Annotated in this window: 21 protein-coding genes, 1 pseudogene and 1 riboswitch; of the genes and pseudogenes, 10 read left to right on the forward strand and 12 right to left on the reverse strand. The window is 54.4% G+C overall.

All coding sequences use genetic code 11. The annotated features are described in order from the left end of the window. Window positions 1–97: 97 nt before the first annotated feature. Window positions 98–337, reverse strand: coding sequence for a YobH family protein (locus tag ACLGE8_RS10495; protein ID WP_185667652.1), 240 nt, complete (start codon window positions 335–337; stop codon window positions 98–100). 168 nt (window positions 338–505) lie between these two features. Between ACLGE8_RS10495 and mgrB the strand changes: the two genes are divergently transcribed. From mgrB to rlmA, 5 genes and pseudogenes are all read left to right on the forward strand, one after another. Next, on the forward strand, window positions 506–649 hold the full coding sequence (mgrB, locus tag ACLGE8_RS10500; RefSeq protein ID WP_035891646.1) for a PhoP/PhoQ regulator MgrB: 144 nt from the start codon (window positions 506–508) through the stop codon (window positions 647–649). Between the two features lie 73 nt (window positions 650–722). Beyond that, entirely contained in the window at window positions 723–1,022 is a 300-nt protein-coding gene (locus ACLGE8_RS10505) for a YebO family protein (protein WP_410998387.1), read from the forward strand. Window positions 1,023–1,782: 760 nt separating this feature from the next. Further along, a pseudogene (locus ACLGE8_RS10510) lies at window positions 1,783–1,927 on the forward strand (DUF2627 domain-containing protein). A gap of 12 nt (window positions 1,928–1,939) precedes the next feature. Continuing rightward, window positions 1,940–2,149: a transcription antiterminator/RNA stability regulator CspE gene (cspE, locus tag ACLGE8_RS10515; protein WP_001062678.1), complete on the forward strand. Its 210-nt coding sequence runs from the start codon at window positions 1,940–1,942 to the stop codon at window positions 2,147–2,149. Window positions 2,150–2,320: 171 nt separating this feature from the next. Beyond that, window positions 2,321–3,118, forward strand: coding sequence for a 23S rRNA (guanine(745)-N(1))-methyltransferase (rlmA, locus tag ACLGE8_RS10520; RefSeq protein WP_410998388.1), 798 nt, complete (start codon window positions 2,321–2,323; stop codon window positions 3,116–3,118). Here rlmA and mntP read toward each other — a convergent pair. The 5 genes from mntP to manX form a co-directional block, all read right to left on the reverse strand. Further along, window positions 3,115–3,684, reverse strand: a complete 570-nt coding sequence (mntP, locus tag ACLGE8_RS10525; protein ID WP_185667656.1) for a manganese efflux pump MntP — start codon at window positions 3,682–3,684, stop codon at window positions 3,115–3,117. The genes rlmA and mntP overlap by 4 nt on opposite strands. Window positions 3,685–3,702: 18 nt before the next feature. Further along, window positions 3,703–3,864: riboswitch (yybP-ykoY riboswitch) on the reverse strand. Between the two features lie 197 nt (window positions 3,865–4,061). After that, entirely contained in the window at window positions 4,062–4,520 is a 459-nt protein-coding gene (locus ACLGE8_RS10530) for a DUF986 family protein (RefSeq protein WP_035891639.1), read from the reverse strand. A gap of 54 nt (window positions 4,521–4,574) precedes the next feature. Then, window positions 4,575–5,429 (reverse strand): PTS mannose transporter subunit IID, encoded by an 855-nt coding sequence (locus ACLGE8_RS10535; RefSeq protein WP_035891638.1) that lies wholly within the window; start codon window positions 5,427–5,429, stop codon window positions 4,575–4,577. A gap of 12 nt (window positions 5,430–5,441) precedes the next feature. Further along, on the reverse strand, window positions 5,442–6,242 hold the full coding sequence (locus ACLGE8_RS10540) for a PTS mannose/fructose/sorbose transporter subunit IIC (RefSeq protein WP_035891636.1): 801 nt from the start codon (window positions 6,240–6,242) through the stop codon (window positions 5,442–5,444). A 61-nt stretch (window positions 6,243–6,303) separates the two neighbouring features. Next, a complete protein-coding gene (gene manX, locus ACLGE8_RS10545) occupies window positions 6,304–7,272 on the reverse strand; it encodes a PTS mannose transporter subunit IIAB (RefSeq protein WP_410998389.1) in 969 nt (322 codons plus the stop codon). A 458-nt stretch (window positions 7,273–7,730) separates the two neighbouring features. On the opposite strand from manX, the gene yoaE reads away from it, so the two are divergent. Beyond that, window positions 7,731–9,284: a CNNM family cation transport protein YoaE gene (gene yoaE, locus ACLGE8_RS10550; protein WP_410998390.1), complete on the forward strand. Its 1,554-nt coding sequence runs from the start codon at window positions 7,731–7,733 to the stop codon at window positions 9,282–9,284. A gap of 104 nt (window positions 9,285–9,388) precedes the next feature. On the opposite strand, the gene ACLGE8_RS10555 is transcribed toward yoaE, so the two are convergent. The 4 genes from ACLGE8_RS10555 to pabB form a co-directional block, all read right to left on the reverse strand. Continuing rightward, window positions 9,389–10,945 (reverse strand): EAL domain-containing protein, encoded by a 1,557-nt coding sequence (locus ACLGE8_RS10555; protein ID WP_410998391.1) that lies wholly within the window; start codon window positions 10,943–10,945, stop codon window positions 9,389–9,391. Between the two features lie 124 nt (window positions 10,946–11,069). Continuing rightward, a complete protein-coding gene (sdaA, locus tag ACLGE8_RS10560) occupies window positions 11,070–12,434 on the reverse strand; it encodes an L-serine ammonia-lyase (RefSeq protein WP_410998392.1) in 1,365 nt (454 codons plus the stop codon). Window positions 12,435–12,599: 165 nt separating this feature from the next. Further along, a complete protein-coding gene (locus ACLGE8_RS10565; protein WP_185667664.1) occupies window positions 12,600–13,178 on the reverse strand; it encodes a CoA pyrophosphatase in 579 nt (192 codons plus the stop codon). Window positions 13,179–13,180: 2 nt separating this feature from the next. Beyond that, window positions 13,181–14,536 carry an aminodeoxychorismate synthase component 1 gene (pabB, locus tag ACLGE8_RS10570; RefSeq protein ID WP_410998393.1) on the reverse strand — a complete coding sequence of 452 codons (1,356 nt, stop codon included), beginning with the start codon at window positions 14,534–14,536 and terminating at the stop codon, window positions 13,181–13,183. A gap of 90 nt (window positions 14,537–14,626) precedes the next feature. Between pabB and ACLGE8_RS10575 the strand changes: the two genes are divergently transcribed. Both ACLGE8_RS10575 and ACLGE8_RS10580 read left to right on the forward strand, forming a co-directional pair. After that, window positions 14,627–14,812, forward strand: coding sequence for a YoaH family protein (locus tag ACLGE8_RS10575; RefSeq protein ID WP_035891624.1), 186 nt, complete (start codon window positions 14,627–14,629; stop codon window positions 14,810–14,812). Window positions 14,813–14,816: 4 nt separating this feature from the next. After that, window positions 14,817–15,545, forward strand: coding sequence for a phosphodiester glycosidase family protein (locus ACLGE8_RS10580; protein ID WP_410998394.1), 729 nt, complete (start codon window positions 14,817–14,819; stop codon window positions 15,543–15,545). 99 nt (window positions 15,546–15,644) lie between these two features. Here the strand turns inward: ACLGE8_RS10580 and ACLGE8_RS10585 are convergent, their stop codons facing one another. Together ACLGE8_RS10585 and ACLGE8_RS10590 are read right to left on the reverse strand one after the other, a co-directional pair. Next, window positions 15,645–17,648, reverse strand: coding sequence for a heparinase II/III family protein (locus tag ACLGE8_RS10585; RefSeq protein WP_410998395.1), 2,004 nt, complete (start codon window positions 17,646–17,648; stop codon window positions 15,645–15,647). Next, window positions 17,645–18,886 carry an alginate lyase family protein gene (locus ACLGE8_RS10590; protein ID WP_410998396.1) on the reverse strand — a complete coding sequence of 414 codons (1,242 nt, stop codon included), beginning with the start codon at window positions 18,884–18,886 and terminating at the stop codon, window positions 17,645–17,647. Before ACLGE8_RS10590 ends, ACLGE8_RS10585 begins: the two co-directional genes overlap by 4 nt. A gap of 528 nt (window positions 18,887–19,414) precedes the next feature. Here ACLGE8_RS10590 and ACLGE8_RS10595 point away from each other — a divergent pair. Next, entirely contained in the window at window positions 19,415–20,704 is a 1,290-nt protein-coding gene (locus tag ACLGE8_RS10595) for an ABC transporter substrate-binding protein (protein ID WP_410998397.1), read from the forward strand. Between the two features lie 13 nt (window positions 20,705–20,717). Then, window positions 20,718–21,659, forward strand: coding sequence for a carbohydrate ABC transporter permease (locus ACLGE8_RS10600; protein ID WP_081918560.1), 942 nt, complete (start codon window positions 20,718–20,720; stop codon window positions 21,657–21,659). The last annotated feature ends 3 nt before the right edge of the window (window positions 21,660–21,662 follow it).

The following is a 21,662-nucleotide window of genomic DNA, read 5'->3' on the forward strand; positions in this document are numbered from 1 at the left end:
CGGCCACATCTGGCCCTGAAGTACAAAACGCCCGATGACGTTCATCAGGCGTTTTATCGACAGAAAACTGTCAACCTATATCAGGACTAGTCAATTTTTAACCGTTATCCACCACGCTCGTGCTCTTACGCAGCAGTGGGCAACTGGAACGCCCCACCACGCCGTTGTCGCTGTGAAGATAAAATGCGGTGCTATAGCCCTGTGCGGTCAGATACTTACATTGCAAGCCCAGGCCGCCAGCCGTCTTCTGACTTCCGGCCAGAACGCCGTACCCACTCAGAAGCACCCCAATCGCGACGATAACCAGAAAAACGATAGTTCTGATAAACAGGCGCATAAAAATTCCTCTTCTATTATATCTTTCATGAATACTACGTTACTGCGATAACGGATTGACACAAGTCTATGATTCCTAAAAGCGTGAGATGCCGTTACAGTTAGCCGCGGTTTAAGGTTAGCATGCTAATCTCGCTACATCTGAATAAGAATTCATGCGGAGAGTTGAGTGAAAAAGTTTCGGTGGGTATTACTGATACTCGTGATTGCCGCCTGCCTGCTACTCTGGACCCAGATGATTAACGTAATGTGCGATCAGGACGTTCAGTTTTTCAGCGGCATATGCAGCATTAACCGGTTTATACCCTGGTAAAACATTTTTGCCGGCAGCGATTTCCTTCCGTAATGTGAGTGGTAGAATGGATCGTTCTTTTTGAGGTGGTAAAATGAGTGATCTTGTAAGTTCTGGGGCATTAAATCTGGTATCTCTGGCATTTTCCTTCCTGCTGCTGTTGGTCGGCCTGGTGTTGTGGTTCTTTGTGAATCGCGCCAGTTCCCGTGCTAACGAGCAAATCGAACTCCTTGAATCGCTGCTCGACCTGCAAAAGCGCCAGAATGCGCTGCTGCGCCGTTTATGCGAGGCCAATGAGCCAGACGCGAAGGAAGAAGAGGTATCAAAAGCAAAAGCAGAAGACGTTAAAGAAGAAGATAAAGAGGATTTTATCCGTCTGGTGGCGGAACGATAACCTCTTTGTATGCTAACGCCGGGCAGCCTGTTTTGGGCTGCCGGACACCGCACGATGCACTTTTCTGGTGCTCATATTCCCTGAAAGCCTAATTGATATGCGTAACGCGACGAGATATTCACTTTGCGCAACTGACGCATTGTGTAGCGATATTCGCGTTCATGTATCGGCATAATCTATAACGTTATGTTATTGTTTTTCATAAACCGTACCAAGTTCTATTTATCGCTCTTTAATATTATTGGTCGTATTAACATCGTACGAACTGGACAATTAATAGCCCATTTGGCGGTACATAATCCAGAGAGCAATAGCGAAACGTTTTTATTGCGCTATGATGAAGCAGTGTCACGAAAGTTTCATTTTTTTGGTGCAATATATCCCGCGATGTTAATCGCCTGCGCCTTGTTGGATAACCGCACTCAGGTGAAGTTCTTATAACCGGTTAGCCGAACGGCATGCGAAAATGTTATAGCGAAAATAATCTAACGATATAAAAATTTTTGAGGCGATGAGGATATTCTGGACGCCGAAAAAATGTTGGTCTATGTTAAAAATGTCTTACGTTACCGTAAGCTAGGTCACATTTTAGATCTGCTAACATTCATTCAACGAAACGTTTTGTTGGGGAAAATTCACCCCGTGTAGAAGGATTTGTTGGGATTTGTGCGGCCGATCGAGACACCTTTAAAAATGGCTTGCCATTATTATCGTTGTATGTGATAACACGTTTTGGGTTAAACGAGGTACAGTTCTGTTTATGTATGGCATTATCAGTAAAGAAGTTCTGAGTAAACACGTTGACGTTGAATACCGCTTCTCTGCCGAACCTTATATTAGTGCCTCATGCAGTCATGTCTCAGTTTTATCTATGAAAACGCCTGCGGGCGCAGAAAACACTCTAAGGAATTTTGCAAATGGCAAAGATTAAAGGTCAAGTTAAGTGGTTCAACGAGTCTAAAGGTTTTGGCTTCATTACTCCTGCTGACGGCAGCAAAGATGTATTCGTACATTTCTCTGCAATCCAGGGTAACGGCTTCAAAACTCTGGCTGAAGGCCAGAACGTTGAGTTCGAAATTCAGGACGGCCAGAAAGGCCCAGCGGCTGTTAACGTAACCGCTATCTGATTCGACAATCACTGATCTTGCGGCGCGTCAGCGTAACATTATCAGACATAAAGCCTCGCTTATGCGGGGCTTTATCATTTCTATGCCTGCCGCTTTTAACCGCCGCTTCGCCTTTCTCCCTCGCTCGAATAGCGGTACACTTTCGCCCTTTGAAATAGAGCCGGAGTTGCTATGTCCTACAATTGTCCGCTTTGCCACGCGCCGTTAACGCGCAGCGGCAATAGTTATCTTTGCCCACAGCGTCACCAGTTTGATCGGGCGAAAGAGGGCTACGTCAATCTCCTGCCGGTACAGCACAAACGATCTCGTGACCCAGGCGATAGCGCAGAGATGATGCAGGCGCGGCGCGCGTTTCTCGATGCCGGACACTATCAGCCGCTGCGCGACGCCGTGAGTGCGAAGCTGCACGCTATTACGCCTGAACATTTGTTGGATATCGGCTGTGGGGAAGGGTACTACACCCACGCTTTTGCCGCTGAGGCGCAGGTGACATGGGGGCTGGACGTATCGAAAACAGCCATTCGCTATGGCGCAAAGCGTTATCCGCAGGTGGATTTCTGCGTGGCCTCCAGCCAGCGTTTGCCGTTTGCAGACGCCAGCATGGACGCCGTCGTGCGGATCTACGCGCCGTGTAATCCACAAGAGCTGAAGCGCGTGGTAAGGCCAGGCGGTTGGGTGATAACCGTCACCCCGGGGCCGCGTCATCTGGTTGAGCTGAAAGGGCTTATCTATAGCGAGGTGCAGCTGCATGCGCCGCATTCCGAAGTGCTGGACGGGTTTAGCCTGCAAAGCCACGATGCGTTAGCCTATCCGATGCAGTTGACCGGTCAGGAAGCGGTGACGTTATTGCAGATGACGCCGTTTGCGTGGCGGGCTAAGCCGGAGGTATGGGAGACGTTAGCGCAGCAGGCGCAGTTTGCTTGCCAGACGGATTTCGCGATTCACGCCTGGCAAAGGGATGCCGATTAACCCATATAGTGGGCGTAGAGGATTTGTGCGCCGATAGCGATAAGCACGATCCCGCCCAGAATTTCAGCCCGTTTGCCGAGCAGCGGGCCGATAAAGCGGCCGACCATCATGCCAAGAGTGGACATCACAAAAGTGGCGCAGCCGATAGCAAATGCGGTGGCCAGAATATTGACCTGCAGGAAGGCCAGGCCAACGCCCACGGCCATCGCATCCAGGCTGGTGGCAATTGCGGTGGTGACCAGCAGCCAGAAGCCGTGACGACGCGGCGTTTCTGCTTCTTCATCATCATCCGTACCGCGGATCCCTTCCAGTACCATACGTCCACCGAGGAACACCAGCAGGACGAATGCTACCCAGTGGCTCCACTCCATGACGAACTGGCTTGCCAGCATGCCGAGACCCCAGCCGATAAGCGGGGTAAGCATCTCAATGACGCCAAAAATCAGGCCAGTGCGCAGGGCTTCGGAGAATTTCGGTTTGTGCAGCGTTGCACCCTTACCAATCGATGCAGCGAAGGCATCCATTGACATACCAAGGGCGAGAAGAATAGTGGCGGTTAAGTTCATGCGAAGGTCCAGACCGGGAGGTTTCCATACGACACATTCCTGCCCCCAGTAATCAGCAGTAAATGCGTCTATGGTCTCGCTTGACTACGATGTAATCCGTACGCACCACGTTTTTCAACGAGTATGTTGACACGTACATTTCCATTTAATGGAAATTAGCTACTCCCCAACGACGGGCGCAACCTTAACATATTTTTAGAATATAAAACAACTCTGCGCTTGCTTATTTCATTGTTTAATGATAACGATTTTCATTTAGATTTATTGCGTAATCAGGAGGTTAACAAATATGGGGAGGTATCGCGGAATAAACATAGCCAACGCTATAATTGAACTGTCTGAAAATAGCACAGTTATAGCGAAGGCTATATTTTAACTCATTGAGAATTAACGAGAAGTTTGTATATCTTTTCCAGGTCATCAATATTCTTAACGCGGACAAGAAGACGACGCTGTTCTAATTGCATCACCAGTACACCATCTTCCGATAAATTCATTTTTTGGATTCTACTGTATTTAATCCAGGCATTTGCAAAGAAGAAGCCTTCGGTTTTAAAGATAATTTTCGGGCTACGGATCCAGAACAGATAGAATCCAGTCAGCGCCAGTGCACATAATAACCATGTGGTGATTAATTCGCCGTGGTTGTTCACATTGTTGTAAACCAGGATAACGATCAGTACGACGAAGATAACGCTATCGACACGGCCAGCGCGTAGCAGCGGAACGGATAACAGGGTGGTGCCATGACGGCGGGGCATGATGAACTGGTCGTAGATGGCAAATGCCAGCATTGCAATAATAAAGAGAACCAGTACCAGATCCGTGATTGTCATTAAGCCTCCAGATAAAAAAAAACCGGGGGCAGGGCCCCCGGCATACTTCCAATATTACAGACCCAGCAGGCCGACAGCGTAACCTGCGATACCAATGACGAAGAAGCCAATGATGATCCACAGGGCGTTAACTTTCTTACGCAGCAGCCACATACAGGCGAAGGTCAGCAGCAGCGGTACCAGGCCCGGCATCAGCTGGTCGAGGATAGTCTGCACGGTGGTAACACGAGTCTGACCATCCTGGCCGGTGATGGTCGAAACCACCAACGGGATGTTCACGTGCGTCCACTTGTTAACCAAGGCCCCCATAACAAACAGGCCGAGGATAGACGCCCCCTCAGTCAGTTTCTGCAGGAAGCCGCCGCCCATATCCTTAACGATATCGATCCCTTTCTGGTAGCCGTAAGCCACACCGTAGTAACGGGTCAGCAGACGAACTGCGTTGAACAGGATGAAGAACAGCAGTGGCCCAAGCAGGCTGCCGCTCATCGCAATACCAGCACCCAGCGCCGCGAATACCGGACGTACGGTACCCCAGAAGATTGGGTCACCCACGCCTGCCAGCGGGCCCATCAGACCAACTTTGATACCGTTGATAGCACCATCGTCAATCTCTGCGCCGTTTGCACGCTGCTCTTCCATCGCCAGCGTTACGCCGAGTACCGGCGCTGCTACGTATGGATGGGTGTTAAAGAATTCCAGATGACGCTTGATAGCTTGTTTACGCGCATCGTTGTTCTCTGGGTACAGGCGACGAATCGCTGGAACCATAGAGAAGCAGAAACCCAGCGCCTGCATACGTTCGAAGTTCCATGAACCCTGGAACAGGTTAGAACGAATGAACACGCCACGAATATCACTCGGTGTGAGTTTTTTCTCGGTGGTGGTAGTTTTAGTCATATCAACCATTTCGCTCACCTGTTAGTCCAGTTCGTTATCAAGATCGTTATTACCAGCTGCCTGAACTGGCGCACCGGCTACGCGGTTATATTTCGGGCTCAGCTGAATGTAGAGGATGGCCATAACTGCGCCAATCACACCCAGAGCAACCAGGTTGAAGTTAGTAAACGCCGCGGTAACGAAGCCGAGATAGAAGAACGGCATCAGGTAGCCTGCGCGCATCATGTTGATGACCATCGCATAACCAACTACCACAATCATACCACCGGCGATGTTCAGACCGCTGGTGACCACTTCTGGCAGGGCGTTCAACAGACCCTGAACTTCGCTGGTGCCTACAGATACCGCAACGATAACCGCTGGGATAGCGATACGCATTGCCTGCAGGAACAGGGAAGAGACGTGCAGCCACGAGATGGCCGTCAGGTTGCCGTTTTCAGCCGCTTTATCCGCCGCGTGCTGGAAAGCAACGGTGATAGTACGAACGATGATGGTCAGAACCTGGCCTGCTGCTGCCAGTGGGATCGCCAGAGCGATACCTGCACCAATGCTTTGGTGACCGGCAATAACCAGAACGGTAGAAATAATTGAGGCCAGTGCGGCATCCGGTGCTACTGCTGCACCGATGTTCATCCAGCCCAGCGCGATCATTTCAAGGGTACCACCGATGATAATACCGGTTTTCATGTCCCCGAGAACGGCACCGATCAGCGTACAGGCCACCAATGGACGGTGGAACTGAAATTCATCAAGTACCGACTCCATACCCGCGATACATGCGACGATGAACACCAGCACAATCTGAAGAGTGGTAATCTCCATTGTACTTCTCCTATTGCTTATACAGACTTAAGTGTGAAGGCTAAAAACGTTGCCCAAGCGGTTATTTATCCGCCTTGGCAATCAGATCCATCATTTTCAGTTTCTGATCGGTGGAGACCTTACGGGCTTCCAGCTCAATACCGCGTGCGTTCAGTTTCTTGAAGGCTTCGATATCTTTTTCATCAACGGAAATCGCGTTGTTGACCTGGGTTTTACCCTGACGGAATGCCATGCCACCGATGTTTACGCTGGTCAGTTTCACGCCGCCTTCGACGATACGTTCAACGTCGGTTGGGTTAGTGAACAGCAGCATCACACGATCGCCCGCATATTTCGGGTTGTTGTAAACGCGGATCATTTTGGCGACATCGACAACGTGTGCCGTTACGCCTGGAGGAGCAACCTGAGTCAGCAGGGTTTTACGCACGGTATCGGCAGCAACTTCATCGCTGACCACAATGATGCGGGTGACGTTGGTCTCTTTGGTCCAACGGGTCGCAACCTGGCCGTGAATCAGACGGTCATCGATACGCGCCAGACCGATAGTCATGTAGTCGTTCGGGCCCATTGGTTTTGCCGGAACGGCAGCTTTCGGTGCCGCAGGTGCAGCGACCGGAGCCGCTTTTTCGACGGGTTTGGCTTTCAGCGCTTTCACGCCTTCGCTACCGGTTTCTACTGCCAGCGCCACCAGCTCGTCAAAGCTTGGGTTATCGTCACGCGCCATGAAGGTTTCGACCAGCATCGGTACGTTGACGCCCGCGATCACTTCATAGTTTTCTTTATCGACAACAATGCGGCTTGCAGCGTTGAATGGGCTGCCGCCCCAGGTGTCAACAAGGAACAACACGCCTTTGCTGGTATCAAGTTTTGCCAGCTGCGCGTTGTATTTTTCGATTAACGTGTCTGCATTCTCGCCAGGCACGAAGTCGATCCAGCCAACATTGTCCTGCTCGCCCAACAGCATTTCTGCCGTTTTCAGCAGTTGTTCTGCTGCCCAACCATGTGTGCCTATTACAATAGCAATCGTCACTTGCTACCTCCTTTATTATCGTGTGTATCAGTAGGGCTGATACATTCTCTTGAGTCGAAGCGGTAACCGAATCGATTCAGACAAGGGTTAGAAACAAAAAATAAATAACTACCGAGAATTATTTTAGACAGTGAAAGAATAATTAATGTGATGAAGATCCGTAATTTAGTTATAGGACCGCAATTATTTTGTGGTGCAAAAAATTACCTTACATTTTGCAAAGACTCGTAAATCTCTGCCAAAATGTCATTTGTTTTTGCTATGTTAATGCTTCGTTTAATCACACAGGAGTATAGGGCATCAGCCCGTAGTATGGATCGTCACCGACGCCTTTTCGCACGCGTTCGCTTTTGCGACGCATCTCCCGGCCTTTTGCGCCACGCTTTTCTATCGTCTGGTATCGTCTCGCTTAAACATGACATAGCGATGACTCGTCTCGTCTCTCGTTGGAGTGGTTTATGGAATTGCTAATGGACCCGTCAATCTGGGCCGGATTATTGACGCTTGTGGTTCTGGAGATCGTTCTCGGTATTGATAACCTGGTGTTTATCGCCATACTTGCCGATAAATTACCGCCAAAACAACGAGATAAAGCGCGACTGATCGGCCTTTCACTGGCGCTGATTATGCGTCTGGGCCTGCTTTCCGTGATCTCGTGGATGGTAACGCTGACCGCGCCGCTGTTCAGCGTGTGGGGGCAAACCTTCTCCGGACGAGACCTGATTATGCTAGTCGGTGGTCTATTCCTGCTGTTTAAAGCAACGACCGAGCTGCACGAACGGTTGGAAAACCGCCAGCACGATTCCGGGCACGGGAAAGGCTATTCCAGCTTCTGGGTAGTCGTGGCGCAAATTGTTGTGCTGGACGCCGTCTTCTCGCTTGACGCGGTGATCACAGCGGTCGGGATGGTGAACCATCTGCCGGTCATGATGGCGGCGGTGGTGATTGCCATGGGCGTGATGCTGCTGGCCTCGAAGCCGTTGACGAACTTCGTCAACCAGCACCCAACGGTGGTGGTACTGTGTCTGAGCTTCCTGCTGATGATCGGCCTGAGCCTGGTCGCAGAAGGCTTTGGCTTCCATATTCCGAAAGGCTATCTGTACGCGGCGATTGGCTTCTCGATAATCATCGAGCTGTTCAACCAGATTGCCCGTCGTAACTTTATTCGCCACCAGTCGACGCTACCGCTGCGCGCACGCACGGCGGATGCCATTCTGCGCCTGATGGGTAACCGCAAGCAGGTGAACGCGGCGCACGACGAAGGCCATCAGTCGGCAATGCCGGTGCCGGAAGGGGCGTTCGTGGAAGAAGAACGCTATATGATCAACGGTGTTCTGACGCTGGCTTCACGCTCGCTGCGCAGCATTATGACCCCGCGTGGGGAGATCAGCTGGGTGGATGCGGACCTGAGTACAGAAGAGATTCGCCAGCAGTTGCTGTCGTCGCCGCACAGCCTGTTCCCGGTGTGTCGGGGTGAGCTGGATGAAATCGTCGGTATCGTGCGTGCCAAAGAGCTGCTGGTGGCGCTGGAGGCCGGTGAAGACGTGCTGGCGATAGCCTCGGCCAACCCGGCGATTATCGTTCCAGACACGCTCGACCCGATCAACCTGTTGGGCGTGTTGCGCAGGGCCCGCGGTAGCTTCGTTATCGTCACCAACGAGTTTGGTGTGGTGCAGGGGCTGGTGACGCCGCTGGACGTGCTGGAAGCGATTGCCGGTGAATTCCCGGATGCCGATGAAACCCCGGAAATTGTCGTCGATGGTGACGGTTGGTTAGTGAAGGGGACGACTGACCTGCATGCGTTTCAGCATACGCTGGGGCTGGATAACCTGGTGGATGATGATATCGCCACCGTGGCCGGTCTGGTGATTGCCGTTAATGGGCAAATCCCACGCACGGGTGATGTCATTGAACTGCCGCCGCTGCACATCACGATCACCGACGCCAATAACTATCGCGTCGATCAGATTCGCGTGGTGAAGCTGGCTTCACCGCATGATGAAGACGAATAAGAGATAGGTGTAATTCCCGGCGGCGCTGCGCTTGGCCGGGCTACAATGAATGATTGACCCGTAGCCCGGACGAGGCGCGCCAGCGCCGACTCCGGGGAACGACACTACGGGTTCAATTGCCCATTCTTCTTCAGCCACTGCGGAAACTCCTCCAGCGGCATCGGCTGCGCATAAAGATATCCCTGCAAGAAATGTACGCCGTGCTGCTGCAAATAGCGCGCCTCTTCCTGCGTCTCAACCCCTTCCGCGACCAGCTCAACGTTCAGCCGCTGTCCCAGCGCAATAATAATATCCGTCACCGTGGAGTTAACGGCATCGGTACCAATCGCGCCGGTAAAAGCCTTGTCGATTTTCAGCACGTCCGGATGCAGCATCTCAAGCCAGGAGAGCGAGCTATTGCCAGTGCCAAAATCATCTATCGCCAGCTTAATTTGATGGTTGCCAAGCTCGCTGCGCAGCTGATAGTTCACATCGTTCAGCGCGTCGCGTTCGGTTAGCTCTATCGTGAGTTGCTGTAGCGGCTTGCGGCTGAACCAGAGTTGCTTTAAATCTTTCAGCAACTGTCCGTTCTTAAAGTGCGGGGCGGCGACGTTGATGCCAATCTGGAAATCACGTTCCTGAGGGAACAGATGCAGCCGCTGCGCCGTTTCACCGATGACGTAGCGGGTCAGCGGAATAATCAGGTTCTGCGTTTCAGCAATGGGAATAAACACATCTGGCGCAACCGAGCCTACGCGCGGGTTGTTCCAGCGCAGCAGGATCTCTGCGCCAACGCAGCGCTGCGTCCGCGCGTCCATCTGCGGTTGGCAGTAAAGGGCAAACTCCTTGCCAGCGATGCCCATATTAATTTCACGCGAAAAGCTGAGCCGCCCGGCGGTGGCAAGCCAGGCAATCCACGTAAACAGAATGCTCATAATGGCGGCAAGCGGCAAATCGGTGACCAGATTATTCAGCGCGAGGCGAGCAGGGCCGGGGCTGAGCGCCGCAACGCTAAACGGAAAGTCCGTCGACGAGCGGATGAAAACGCGGTTACCGTCATCATCCATCTCCCCGGTAATGCCAATATTGTGCTGATAATGGCGTTCACCGACGTTCAGGCTGATATGCGTGATGAGCGGCGGGGAGGGTTCGAGAATAATATTGCTGAGTAAATCGATGTTGATGGAGACCATCACACCGTCTTTACCGTCAGCCGATGCGGGAAACCACTGAACCAGAATTGGGGTGCCGACCAGTAGCGAATGATCGGTGCCCAGCAGCAACAGCGGCGTGGTATTAGGCAGCTGCGGCTGCAGCGTGTTGACCGCGATGTTGCGCGAGCCGAGTGCGCTGGAGCAGTAGAGTTGCCCGCCTTTCACCAGCGCAATTGAGCGCACGGTTTGCAGCATCACCGCCAGCTTGCGCAACGGCAGATGAATGGTTTCACAGGGCTGGCCGACCAGGGCAAGCATGGCGTTACGTTGGGTTTTCAGCGGCTGCAGGATTCTATCGAGGCGATCGACCGAGTGGGCGGTGAGGGCACTTATCTGGTTCTGATTTATGCTGCGCTGCGAAATAAATCGTATCCCTAAGGTCAGCGCAAAAGCACACACCGCGACGATCGCACAGACGGCGATTCGCTTGCGTAGATACTTTCTGATAATCCATTGTGCTGATTGCATTTCCGCTGCTCGGCGCGCATTGAGTGGTAATGAAAATAGCAGTGACGACAGAGCAAGTGAAGCAGGACGCGAAAATAGTGGGAATAAATCACCCACCTGAATTAGGGGTGGGTGATAAGGCGTATTAGTCGCACTGAACCTTAATGGCCAGACCGCCGCGCGAGGTTTCGCGATATTTGGCGTTCATGTCTTTGCCGGTTTCGTACATGGTCTCAATGACCTTATCGAGGGAAACGCGCGGCTCGCTGGTACGGCGCATCGCCATACGGGCGGCGTTAATCGCTTTGACCGAAGCAATGGCGTTACGCTCGATGCACGGCACCTGAACCTGACCGGCAACCGGGTCGCAGGTCAGACCGAGGTTATGCTCCATACCGATTTCCGCCGCGACGCATACCTGTTCCGGGCTTGCGCCAAGCAGTTCAGCCAGACCAGCCGCTGCCATTGAGCAGGCTACGCCCACTTCACCCTGGCAGCCCACTTCAGCACCGGAGATAGAGGCATTCATCTTGTACAGCGCACCAATGGCACCGGAGGCCAGGAAGTAGCGAATGTAGATATCCGGGCTGACGGACTCGATAAAGTGATCGTAATAGGCCAGAACCGCAGGGACGATACCGCAGGCGCCGTTCGTCGGTGCTGTGACTACGCGGCCACCGGCAGCATTCTCTTCGTTCACCGCCAGCGCAAACATGTTCACCCAGTCAATGACGTTCATCGGATCGCTGGAGAGCTTGTCGCTGGAAACCAGCATACGACGCAGGGCGGAAGCACGACGCGGTACGCGCAGCGGCCCCGGCAGCACGCCTTCTGTATTCATGCCGCGGTCAATACAGGCGCGCATGGTCTGCCAGACGTTCTCGAAGTACTCTTCAATCTCTTTCTTGCTGTGCAGCGCCAGTTCGTTCTGCATCACCATGCCTGAAAGCGACAGGCCGGTCTCTTTGCAGTAGTTGAGCATTTCGGTCGCCGAAGCGAACGGGTAAGGGACCTGTACTTCGCCGTTGTCCGCTTTGCCAAAATGCTCTTCGTCGACGATAAAACCGCCGCCGATAGAGTAGTAGGTTTTGCTGTAGAGCTCGGTATCACCCGCCCAGGCGGTAATCTGCATGCCGTTTTCGTGCAGCGGCAGGTTGCCGTTGTGAAAACGCATGCCGCTATCGGCCGGGAAATCAACTTCGACGCGGCCAAGCGCCAGCAGCAGACGTCCGCGCGCTTCTACGTCACGAATAAATGCCGGGATGGCATCAATATCGACGGTGTCCGGCTGGTTGCCCGCCAGACCCATAATAATCGCGATATCGGTATGGTGGCCCTTACCGGTGAGGGACAGTGAACCGTAGACGTCAACGGCAACGCGCGTCACGTCATCAATCAGTCCCTTTTCGACCAGGTCATCGACGAACTGTTTGCCAGCCTTCATCGGCCCTACAGTATGGGAAGATGAGGGACCAATCCCCACCTTAAACATGTCGAATATACTAATCACTTTAACACTCCTGACAGGGTTACCGCGTTGTTGCGGCAACGATGTAATAACTGCGCATAGTGTATGAGGGAACCTGAAATCCAGCTTAACTATTCACATGAATTTAATTAATGCGTAGCGTTGATTTTACTAATGCTGAACCTCTGGTCATCAAGGTAAGTATAGTCAGGGTTTAAGGCCGACCTGTAGTGCCAGCTCTCGAATAATACCGGCGGTCATGCCCCAGACAAAATAGTGCTGATACCAGGAGAGCCAGACGCGATGCGCGTTGCCGCGGCGATGAATATCAAGCGGGTGATAGCGCCCCAGACGCAGGGCTTCGGCAAGTGGCATTTCAAACACGGACGCGACTTCATCTTCACTGGCGTGATAGTGCAGATCCGGCGGAATAACGCCGAGCACCGGCGTGACCTGAAAGCCCGTTACGCTATCGACCGGCGGCAACACGCCGATAATATCCACGCACTCCGGAGGAATGGCGACCTCTTCCTGCGCCTCGCGCAGCGCCGCGGCAATCAGCGATGCGTCGCTGCTGTCTACCGCACCGCCGGGAAAGGCGACCTGACCGGGATGTTTGCGCAAGCGCGCGGAACGCTGCGTCAGCAGCAGCCCTGGTTCAGGACGGCGCACGATGGGTATCAATACCGCCGCCTGTCGGGCGTTTAACGCCGTACGCGTCGTCTGCGGACGAAGCAGCTGAAAGCGGGAGAGAAAGTCATCCAGGTTCAGCGCGCGCTCTTGCATGGTCAGGACTCCAGTTGTTGTAGGATTCTATTCACTTTATCAAATGTTTCCTGATATTCCGCATCTTCGTCGCTGTCGGCCACCAGGCCACCGCCCGCCGAGCAGTAAAGCGAGCCATCTGTCGCCGTGACCGTACGAATGGTAATGCTGGTGTCCATATTACCGCAGACGCTGATATAACCAATGCTGCCGCACCACGCGTTGCGGCGATGAGGCTCCAGTTCGTCGATAATCTCCATCGCCCGCACCTTTGGTGCGCCGGTAATGGAGCCGCCGGGAAACGCCGCGCGCAGCAAATCGGTAGCGTGCAGCGTTGGCGGAAGCCGCGCGGTGATGGTGCTGACCAGATGATGCACCGCCGGGAACGGCTCAACGACGAACAATTCCGGCACCCGAACGCTGCCCGGCACCGCCACGCGGCCAATGTCGTTGCGCATCAGGTCAACAATCATAAGATTTTCTGCACGATCCTTCGGTGAATTCGCCAGCCGCCTTGCCTGTTCGGCATCTGCCAGCGGGGAATCGAGGCGCGGCAGGGTGCCTTTAATCGGGCGGGTCTGAATCTGCCCCTGCTCGAGCTGGATAAAACGCTCCGGCGAGAGGCTCAGAATGGCGCTCTCTTCAAATCGTAGAAACGCACTGAACGGCGCCCGATTGGCGCGGTTCAGCCGCACAAATGCCGCCCATTCATCGCCCTCGTAACGCGCCTGAAAGCGCTGTGCGAGGTTAACCTGGTAGCAGTCGCCGCTTTGCAGGTAGGCCTGCACCTGGCGGAACTTCTCGCCGTACTGTGCACGGCTCATATTGGACTGCCAGTTGGATGTCAGGGCGAACGGCGCCGGTGTCGGGCAGGTTTGCTCCTGCAGCCAGCGCAGGCGGGCGTCAATATCGCCGTGGCAAAGCAGGGTAACGGCCTGACGCTGATGGTCAACGATCAGCGCCCAGTCATAAATGCCCACCGCCATGTCCGGGACGGTAATATCGCGCAGCGCCCGCTCGGGCAGCTTTTCGAATCGGCGACCCAGGTCGTAACCAAAGAGCCCGACCGCGCCGCCGGTAAAGGGTAAATCGGCCAGCGGCTTGTCGCTGATGTTCAGTCCCTCTATCGCCTGTTGTAACAGCGCTAAGGGATCGTCATGGGAGACGACGGCAGTACCGTTATGACTCACAGTAGTAACGTCGCCGCGCGTCACCAGCGTCTGGCGAGGGTCGGCGACCACGATATCGTAGCGGCTGTGCGGATGCTCCGCGTAGCCGGAGTGCAGCATCATCGCCCAGGGCGAGGCGTTTAACGGGGCAAAGTAGTGTTCGGCGGCATCCTGTCGCCAGGGAAGCGTCATCGTTGAAGGGGGTAACATGGTGTCTCTGTCCAGCCTTGTTGCACTGCCTCTGGCGAATGTTCGGGCAGCATGAAATAATACGCGCCCACAATGTAGCAGGAGTCAATGATGTTTGCAGGATTACCTTCACTAAGCCATGAACAGCAGCAGAAAGCCGTCGAGCGTATTCAGGAACTGATGTCGCAGGGGATGGCAAGCGGTCAGGCGATCGCGCTGGTGGCCGAAGAGCTGCGTGCTACTCACACCGGCGAACGTATTGTCGCTCGCTTTGAGGATGAAGACGAAGACGAATAACGTCATGTTCATCCGTTCAATACCGCTGCTGCTGGCGCTGATGGCAGCGCCCTTAATGGCAGCAGCGGCACGCCCGTGCCAGCTTACCGACCCAAACCTCACGCTGCAAAGCTATACCGCCGATCCCCAGCATGAGCGCCTCGCCATGTACTGGCAAAAAGCCAATGGTAAAGAGTACGGTTCGCTGCGCGCGCTGTTGTCTGAAATCAACGGCGACGGGCGCGTTTGCATGGCGATGAACGGCGGCATCTACGATAAAGCCTACGCCCCTCTTGGGCTGTACATTGAAAACGGTCAGCAAAGGGTGGCGGTGAATCGCGCATCCGGCGGTGGGAACTTCTTTATCAAGCCCGGCGGCGTTTTCTACCTTCGCGGCGATCGCGCGGGGATAGTCAGCCTCGACAAGCTGAAATCGACCAAAGGTATGGACTACGCGGTGCAGTCCGGCCCGATGCTGATCGAAAATGGCGTGATTAACTGGCGGCTGAAGCCGTCGGCAAGTTCGCGCAAGCTGCGCAACGGCGTCGGGATTACCGCGCAGGGCAAAGTCGTGTTTATGCTGAGCGAGCGGGAAACCAACTTCTATGATTTCGCCTGCTATGCGAAATCGCGCCTCAACGTGCGGCAGATGCTCTATCTCGACGGCACCATTTCAAAGATGTACCAGCAGGGGAGCAGTGTCCCCTGGCAGTACCACCCTTTCGTCACCATGATAACCGTGGAAAAACGCTAAGTTCTGCGGATTTGGTAGGCCGGATAAGCGAAGCGCCATCCGGCAGTGTGCCATATCGTGCCGGCTGGCGCTTCGCTTATCCGGCCTGCATGACAAATATCAGCCGTGCCCCACGAACTCAGGCCGCAGCGCGGGATCGTCATACAGCGTCACATGCGCCACCCGCTCCCCACGCCAGAAGGTCAGCTGTGTACCGGCTGCGGTGTGATGCACGCTCACCTCCGTCAGCGGGGACTGCTTCGCCAAATCCCACAGACAGACAAAACGCGCCTGCGGAAGGTGGTTGCGCAACACCAGATAGCTCAAATCGCTGACCGCTGGGTTGTCGGGGGCGAGCCCTTGCCACAGCTCACCGTCGCCCGACAGCCACAGGGCAAAGGTGTCGCCCTGATGCGTGAAGTGTCGCGGCTGGCAGCCGTACAGCGGCGTGACGGTCGCGTTGCGCATTTCGCGCAGCGGGCCGCTGAGCGAGAAGGGCTGCGGCTCCCCGCTCTGGTCCAGCGCATCGGCCGCCAGATGCAGCGTCCAGTCCAGCTGCTGGCGGTGCGGGTTTTCCACCGTCGACAAGTCAATCAGCACGTCATCCAGCCACAGCAGACGGCGGCGAAAACGCACGTCGTGCCAGGCTTCGACGTCCCACTCCACACGGGTGTGGCTGTTCAACTGCGGCGGTGGTTTCCCCCAATCGGTTTCGGTGTCCAGCCACAGGTACTCTTCGCCCATATGCCAGCCGAGTACGTCGGAGTTGGCGGGGGGCTGGTTGCTCTGGTTAACCGTCAGCGTATTGTGGGTGGCGCTGTTTTTGTAATAGTCGTAGTGCATCCTGGCGCCGTAACCGGTGGTACCGAGGTCCGGCAGCAACCAGCCGTCGCCCTGCCACAGCATCAGGCTCTGGCGGTCGTAATGGTCGTGCTCGCCGCCCCACGGGCTGTGTTTAATCAACACGGCCTGCTGCTGTTGCGGGCGTCGCCACAGCGTGATCCCAGCACCGGGCGCGTACAGCGACTGTTGCGGGATCAGATTCAGGCACGCTTCGGGTAGCGGCTGATGACGCCAGAGCAGCGTTTCGCGCTCGTCAGGTTCCCCGGCGGTAAACTGCAGCACCGCGGCGTAGAGGGGGTCATGCCAGACAAACCAGGCGAATTCGTACAGATCCCGATGATGCAACTTCTCCTGCCCGGCGAGGCAGTCGTTGAGGCGAGGGAAGGTGCCATCCGGCAGCAGCAGTTCAAGCGGGAAGCGCAGCATCTGCGGGTACCACGGCCCGTCAATCAGACTCCAGCGGGTGCCGTGCGCCAGCTTCTCAAAGGCAAAGAACCCTTGCAGCGCGTAGTAGTGATAGTGGATGGAACCTTCAAACCACAGCCCCTCTGCCAGCAGGCCGTGCTCTAGCTGCCAGCGCAGGCCGTAAGGCGCGTTGACTGCAAACTCCAGCAGGCTGTCGTCCTCCAGCACAAAGCCGAGCACTCCCAGCGCGGCGCTGATTTTAACCTCGTGGTTGTGGATCTGCGGACTGCGGTGTTCGCATAAAAATGTCGCCGCGCAGCGCAGCAGGTTGTCGCTGATATGCTGACGCTCCTCCGCCGTCAGGCTCTCGGCAATAAAGTCATAGCCCAGCGCCATATCCAGAATGCAGTTGGCTTCGCACAGAGTCTGGGCGTTCATCTTGCCGGGACCATTGTGCGGAATATCGCCGTGCACCGCGTAGTCAGGGTAGACATCCGCATAGCCCATCAGCAGCGTACGTACTTTATTGCGATACGCAGCGTTGTCGGTCAACCGCCAAAGCAGGCCTAGCTGCTGGCAGGCGCTGGCGTTACGGCCATTCATTTCCCGCCACCAGGCGCCGTCCCACGGTTCGCCGCTGAACACCTCACCGTCAACCGGGCAAGTATGGTGATGAGGCGAGTCTGGCAGCCAGGTCAGCCGCACCCCGTGGTGCGGGCAGAAATAGTAGAGATTCCAGCTGGCGATCCCGGTTTGCGGGATGCACACAGCAGCGTCAAGCATCGGTTGTGCATCCTTCACGAGCTGTTCAATCAGGCCCCGTTCGCCGACAGCACGCGCGGCGATCTCCGGCCATAGCCCAGAAAATTGTCTCATTTTTGGTTTTCCCTGACCTCTGAAGACGCGGTAAGCGGTGCAGTGAGCGTGGTGATATCATCGGGATATTTTGCCCGCAGCCAGCGCGCTTTCTCGCGGAACAGCGCGTCGTCCGGCCAGGCGTGGGCGGCGGTGGCGATGTTGCGCAGCGCCTTCTTGTCATCCATTTTGTCGAGGTCTTTCCATGGCCACGGCGTGTCGCTGTCAACAAATCCGGCGATGTACTGATAGCCCTTGCGCAGGCTGTGATCGTCGAGGGTAAAGTTCCAGATATCGACCCCGGCTTTTTCACCCAGACGACCCAGGCGGCTGTAAGCGTCGAGGTTAAAGTTGCTGTAGTGCCACGGGCGAGTGCGCTCCAGTTCGGCCATCTGGCGGCCTTCAACGTCAAACTGCCCGGCAATACGGCGCAGTTGGGTGACATACAGGCGCTTTTTGGCCTCTTCCGGCTTGCCGCTGAACAGCGCAAAGGTCGTCGCCTGCATATCGAAGTAGGTGCCGTGGTTGTTGTGCCAGTTCTCTTCTTCAAAGCCGTTCTGGCTGGTGGTCATCCAGTGATAGAAATCGCCAAACCACTTTTTCAGCTCGGTCACGTCGGCATCGCTCAACTTACCGGATGCTTGCAGCAGGGCAATGGCATCCACCACGTCAACCAGCGCGCGGCTGTCGATAATGCCGATGCCGCGGCCGGTGTTGATTCCTGGAATGGCCTGAGCATGCTGCAGATTTGGTGTCATGCGGGTTTCAGGGGCCAGGAACCAGCTTTTGAGTTGTTCGGCGGCTTTCTGCGCGTAGCGGTCGTCCTGCGAGAAGTACCATGCCAGCGCCAGCGTGGAGACGTCGTTGCTCATCTTCACCAGACGATTTTTATCGGTGGCATCGCTGTTGGCGTCCGGGTTGGTTTGACCATCTTTGCGGATGTACGGCAGGCCATCTTTGGTCTCCGGGTTCGGCCACCAGTAAGGCGGGAAGCTGTAGTAGTCGTGCTTATTGCCGCTGGCGGCAACCAGCGTTTTATCCATCACCGAATAGAGCGGGTGTTTCAGCGCAGCGTCCGCTTTTTTTAGCAGCGCGCTTTCCGCCTGTAAGAACAGCGGGTCTTTGGCCGCAATCTGTTCACGGCTGAACGCCAGATCGTTGCCATCAAGCGTATAAGGCTCTGCCGCATACAGTGAAGCGCTGAACCCAGAACAGAGTAGCGCAATGCCTAATATTCCACGGCGATGTATTGAACTCATAGTGATAACCCTTCTGCAAATAGAGAAAAGATAACAAGAGAATTTTGCCTTTAGCGTATTTTAACAACACTAAAAGCAGGCGATTTAATTAAAAAATAATGCATTCGTAAATAGGTTGGCGTGCAGTGTAAAAGACAAAGTGATTTTTTTTGTGATGCTCATCATGGTTATCGAGTTGAATAAAAAATGACGTTTTTATTGTGGCTTGACTCACATTTTTAGCCGTTTTTCTTATTTTGTTGAGTTTATCAAAAAAACAAATAAAATGTTAATGCATTGAATTAAAACAATAAAAAAATAATGTCACTTTTTGTGTCACTTCTTGGTGTGATCGCGTTCAACTTTTCTGTTTCTGAAATACGATTTCTTTTTTGTGTGGTTGTATTAGAAAATATATTTCTATTTAATGTTCGGAAATAATTTTTTTAGCATGTTGTATTCACCTCCAGATGTTAATCCGGATCACGGAAATGCATGTGGTGAGAATTTAATTATCTTTGTGCCCTACACAATAAAGGATATGCAATCATGTCTGCGAATAAATTACGTTCATTATTACTGCTTTCTGCTCTAGGACTGGGTATTGGGCAAAGCTATGCCGCCACCACCCTGAACGTCTGGATCCGTGCGAGCAACGACTCCAAAAATATCTACAAGCAAGAAGCCGAGAAGTTTGAAGAGAAGACCGGCATTAAAATTGAGTACTTCAATGCCACCACCGATTTCGAACAGCGGCTCGCGCGCGCCACGGCGGGCAATGCTTTACCGGATCTGATCTTCAACGATGCCGCTTCGCTCGGTCAGTTTATTCAGCTCGGTATTGCCGATGAGATAGACCCGAAAGCGATTGGTGGCGGCGACCAGCTGTACCAGACCGCCTGGAACAGTACTCGCTATATCGACGGCAAATACTACGGCGTGCCAACCTCTGCGCAAACATTCGCGCTGTTTGTACGTAAAGACTGGCGCGAGAAGCTGGGCCTGCCGCAGCCGAAAAGCTGGGATGATATCCAGAAACTCGCCAAAGCCTTCACCACCCAGGACCCGGACGGCAACGGTAAAAATGACACCTACGGCTTTATCGTGCCTGCTTCAACCACCCGCGGCTACGCCAGCTGGTTTATGAGTAGCTTTATCTGGCAGGCAGGCGGTGATTTCGTCAAAGAGAACGGCGATAAATTCAGCGCCTCGCTCGATACCCCGGAAGTGGCTCAGGCGATGACCTTTATGCGCACCATGATGTGCGAAAAAGTGACCCAGCCCGGAGCGATTAACGCCACCACCGCCGACGTTATCCCATCGTTCCGTTCCGGCCAGAGCGGCATGTTCTTCAGCGGCCCGTACCACATTGCGCTGTTTGATAAAGACCCTGGCAAAGACAACTTCGAAGTCGTGCCGGTTGTTGGGCCGAAAGGGGAGGCCACCCTCGCCGAAGGGACCACCGTCTTTATGATGAAGAGCAGTAAGCAGAAAGAGGCGGCGCAGAAATTTATCGAATTTATGATTTCACAGGAAGGCCAGGAGATCGGCATGGGTAAAGGTAGCCAGCATATTCCAGTGGTGCGTCTGCCGGTGAACAAAAACGTCGATGTGAAAGCCGTTTACCAGGACGCCCGCTGGGAGACCTTCGCCAGACTGTACAACGAGCAGGGCCGCTACGTGCCGCAAATTCCAAACTGGACGCCGGTGCGTCAAGTGGCAGCCGACGGCTTCAACCGTATTTTCGCCGACTGTAATAGCAATATCAGCGCTGAGCTGAAGGCGGTCGACGTGAAGGTGAACGCCGAGCTGGAAAAACAAAACGTGTTGGCTAAGTGAGAGGGAGTAAGTGATGACGCTGCATGAGACGAAGTCCGCGCCGCTAAAGCAAGCCGCTTCGCCTGACGCGACCGGCTGGCTGACGGCAAAACGCAAGCGGGCGCTGATTCCGTGGCTTTTCCTGGCACCCGCGCTGATTATTTTTAGCTGGTTCAAGTTCATCCCGATGATTCAGGGTCTGGTGATGAGCTTTTATAAGGTCAACTTTAATCAGCCGGATGAGTGGGTCGGGTTTGATAACTTTACCCGCGCCTTTGCCGACGTGGAACTGCACGCGGCGGTGGTAAATACGCTGCTGTACGTAGTGGTGACGATGTTCGCCGCCGCAATACTCGCATTCTTCCTCGCTATGCTGCTGGAAGGCCCGGCACGCCACCTGCGCTTTATTCGTACCGCTATTTTCCTACCGGCGGTAACCAGTGCGGCGATCGTCGCCGAGATGTGGCGCATTCTGTTCAACCCAACGCCGAACGGCGTGGTGAACCACATTCTCAGCTGGTTTGGCGTGGCGGACCAGGGGTTCCTTGCCAGCTCCGATCAGGCGCTGGGGGTCATCATGCTGCTGCATATCTGGAAAGCGGTGCCCTACAACATGGTGATTTTTATCGCCGGTCTGGCGGGCATCAGCCGTGACCTGTACGACGCCTCGAACGTCGACGGCGCGAACTGGTGGAACCGTCTGCGCTACGTGACGCTGCCTGGGATGATCCCGGCGCTGTCGGTGGTGCTGATGCTCTCCTTTATCCGCGGCTTCCGCGTGTTTGCCGAGGTGTATGCCACCACCGGCGGCGGGCCGTCTAACGCTACGGAAATGGTCATGACCCATATCTATAAGCTGGGCTTTGAACAGTTTGACTACGGCTACGCCTCGGCGGTGTCGTTCCTGCTGTTCACCTTCACCGTTATCTTAACCATTTGTCATTTGACGCTGAAAAAACGTATCGCACGTTACTAAGGA

It is taken from the genome of Kluyvera sp. 142486 (assembly GCF_046569695.1).
Lineage (GTDB): Bacteria > Pseudomonadota > Gammaproteobacteria > Enterobacterales > Enterobacteriaceae > Kluyvera.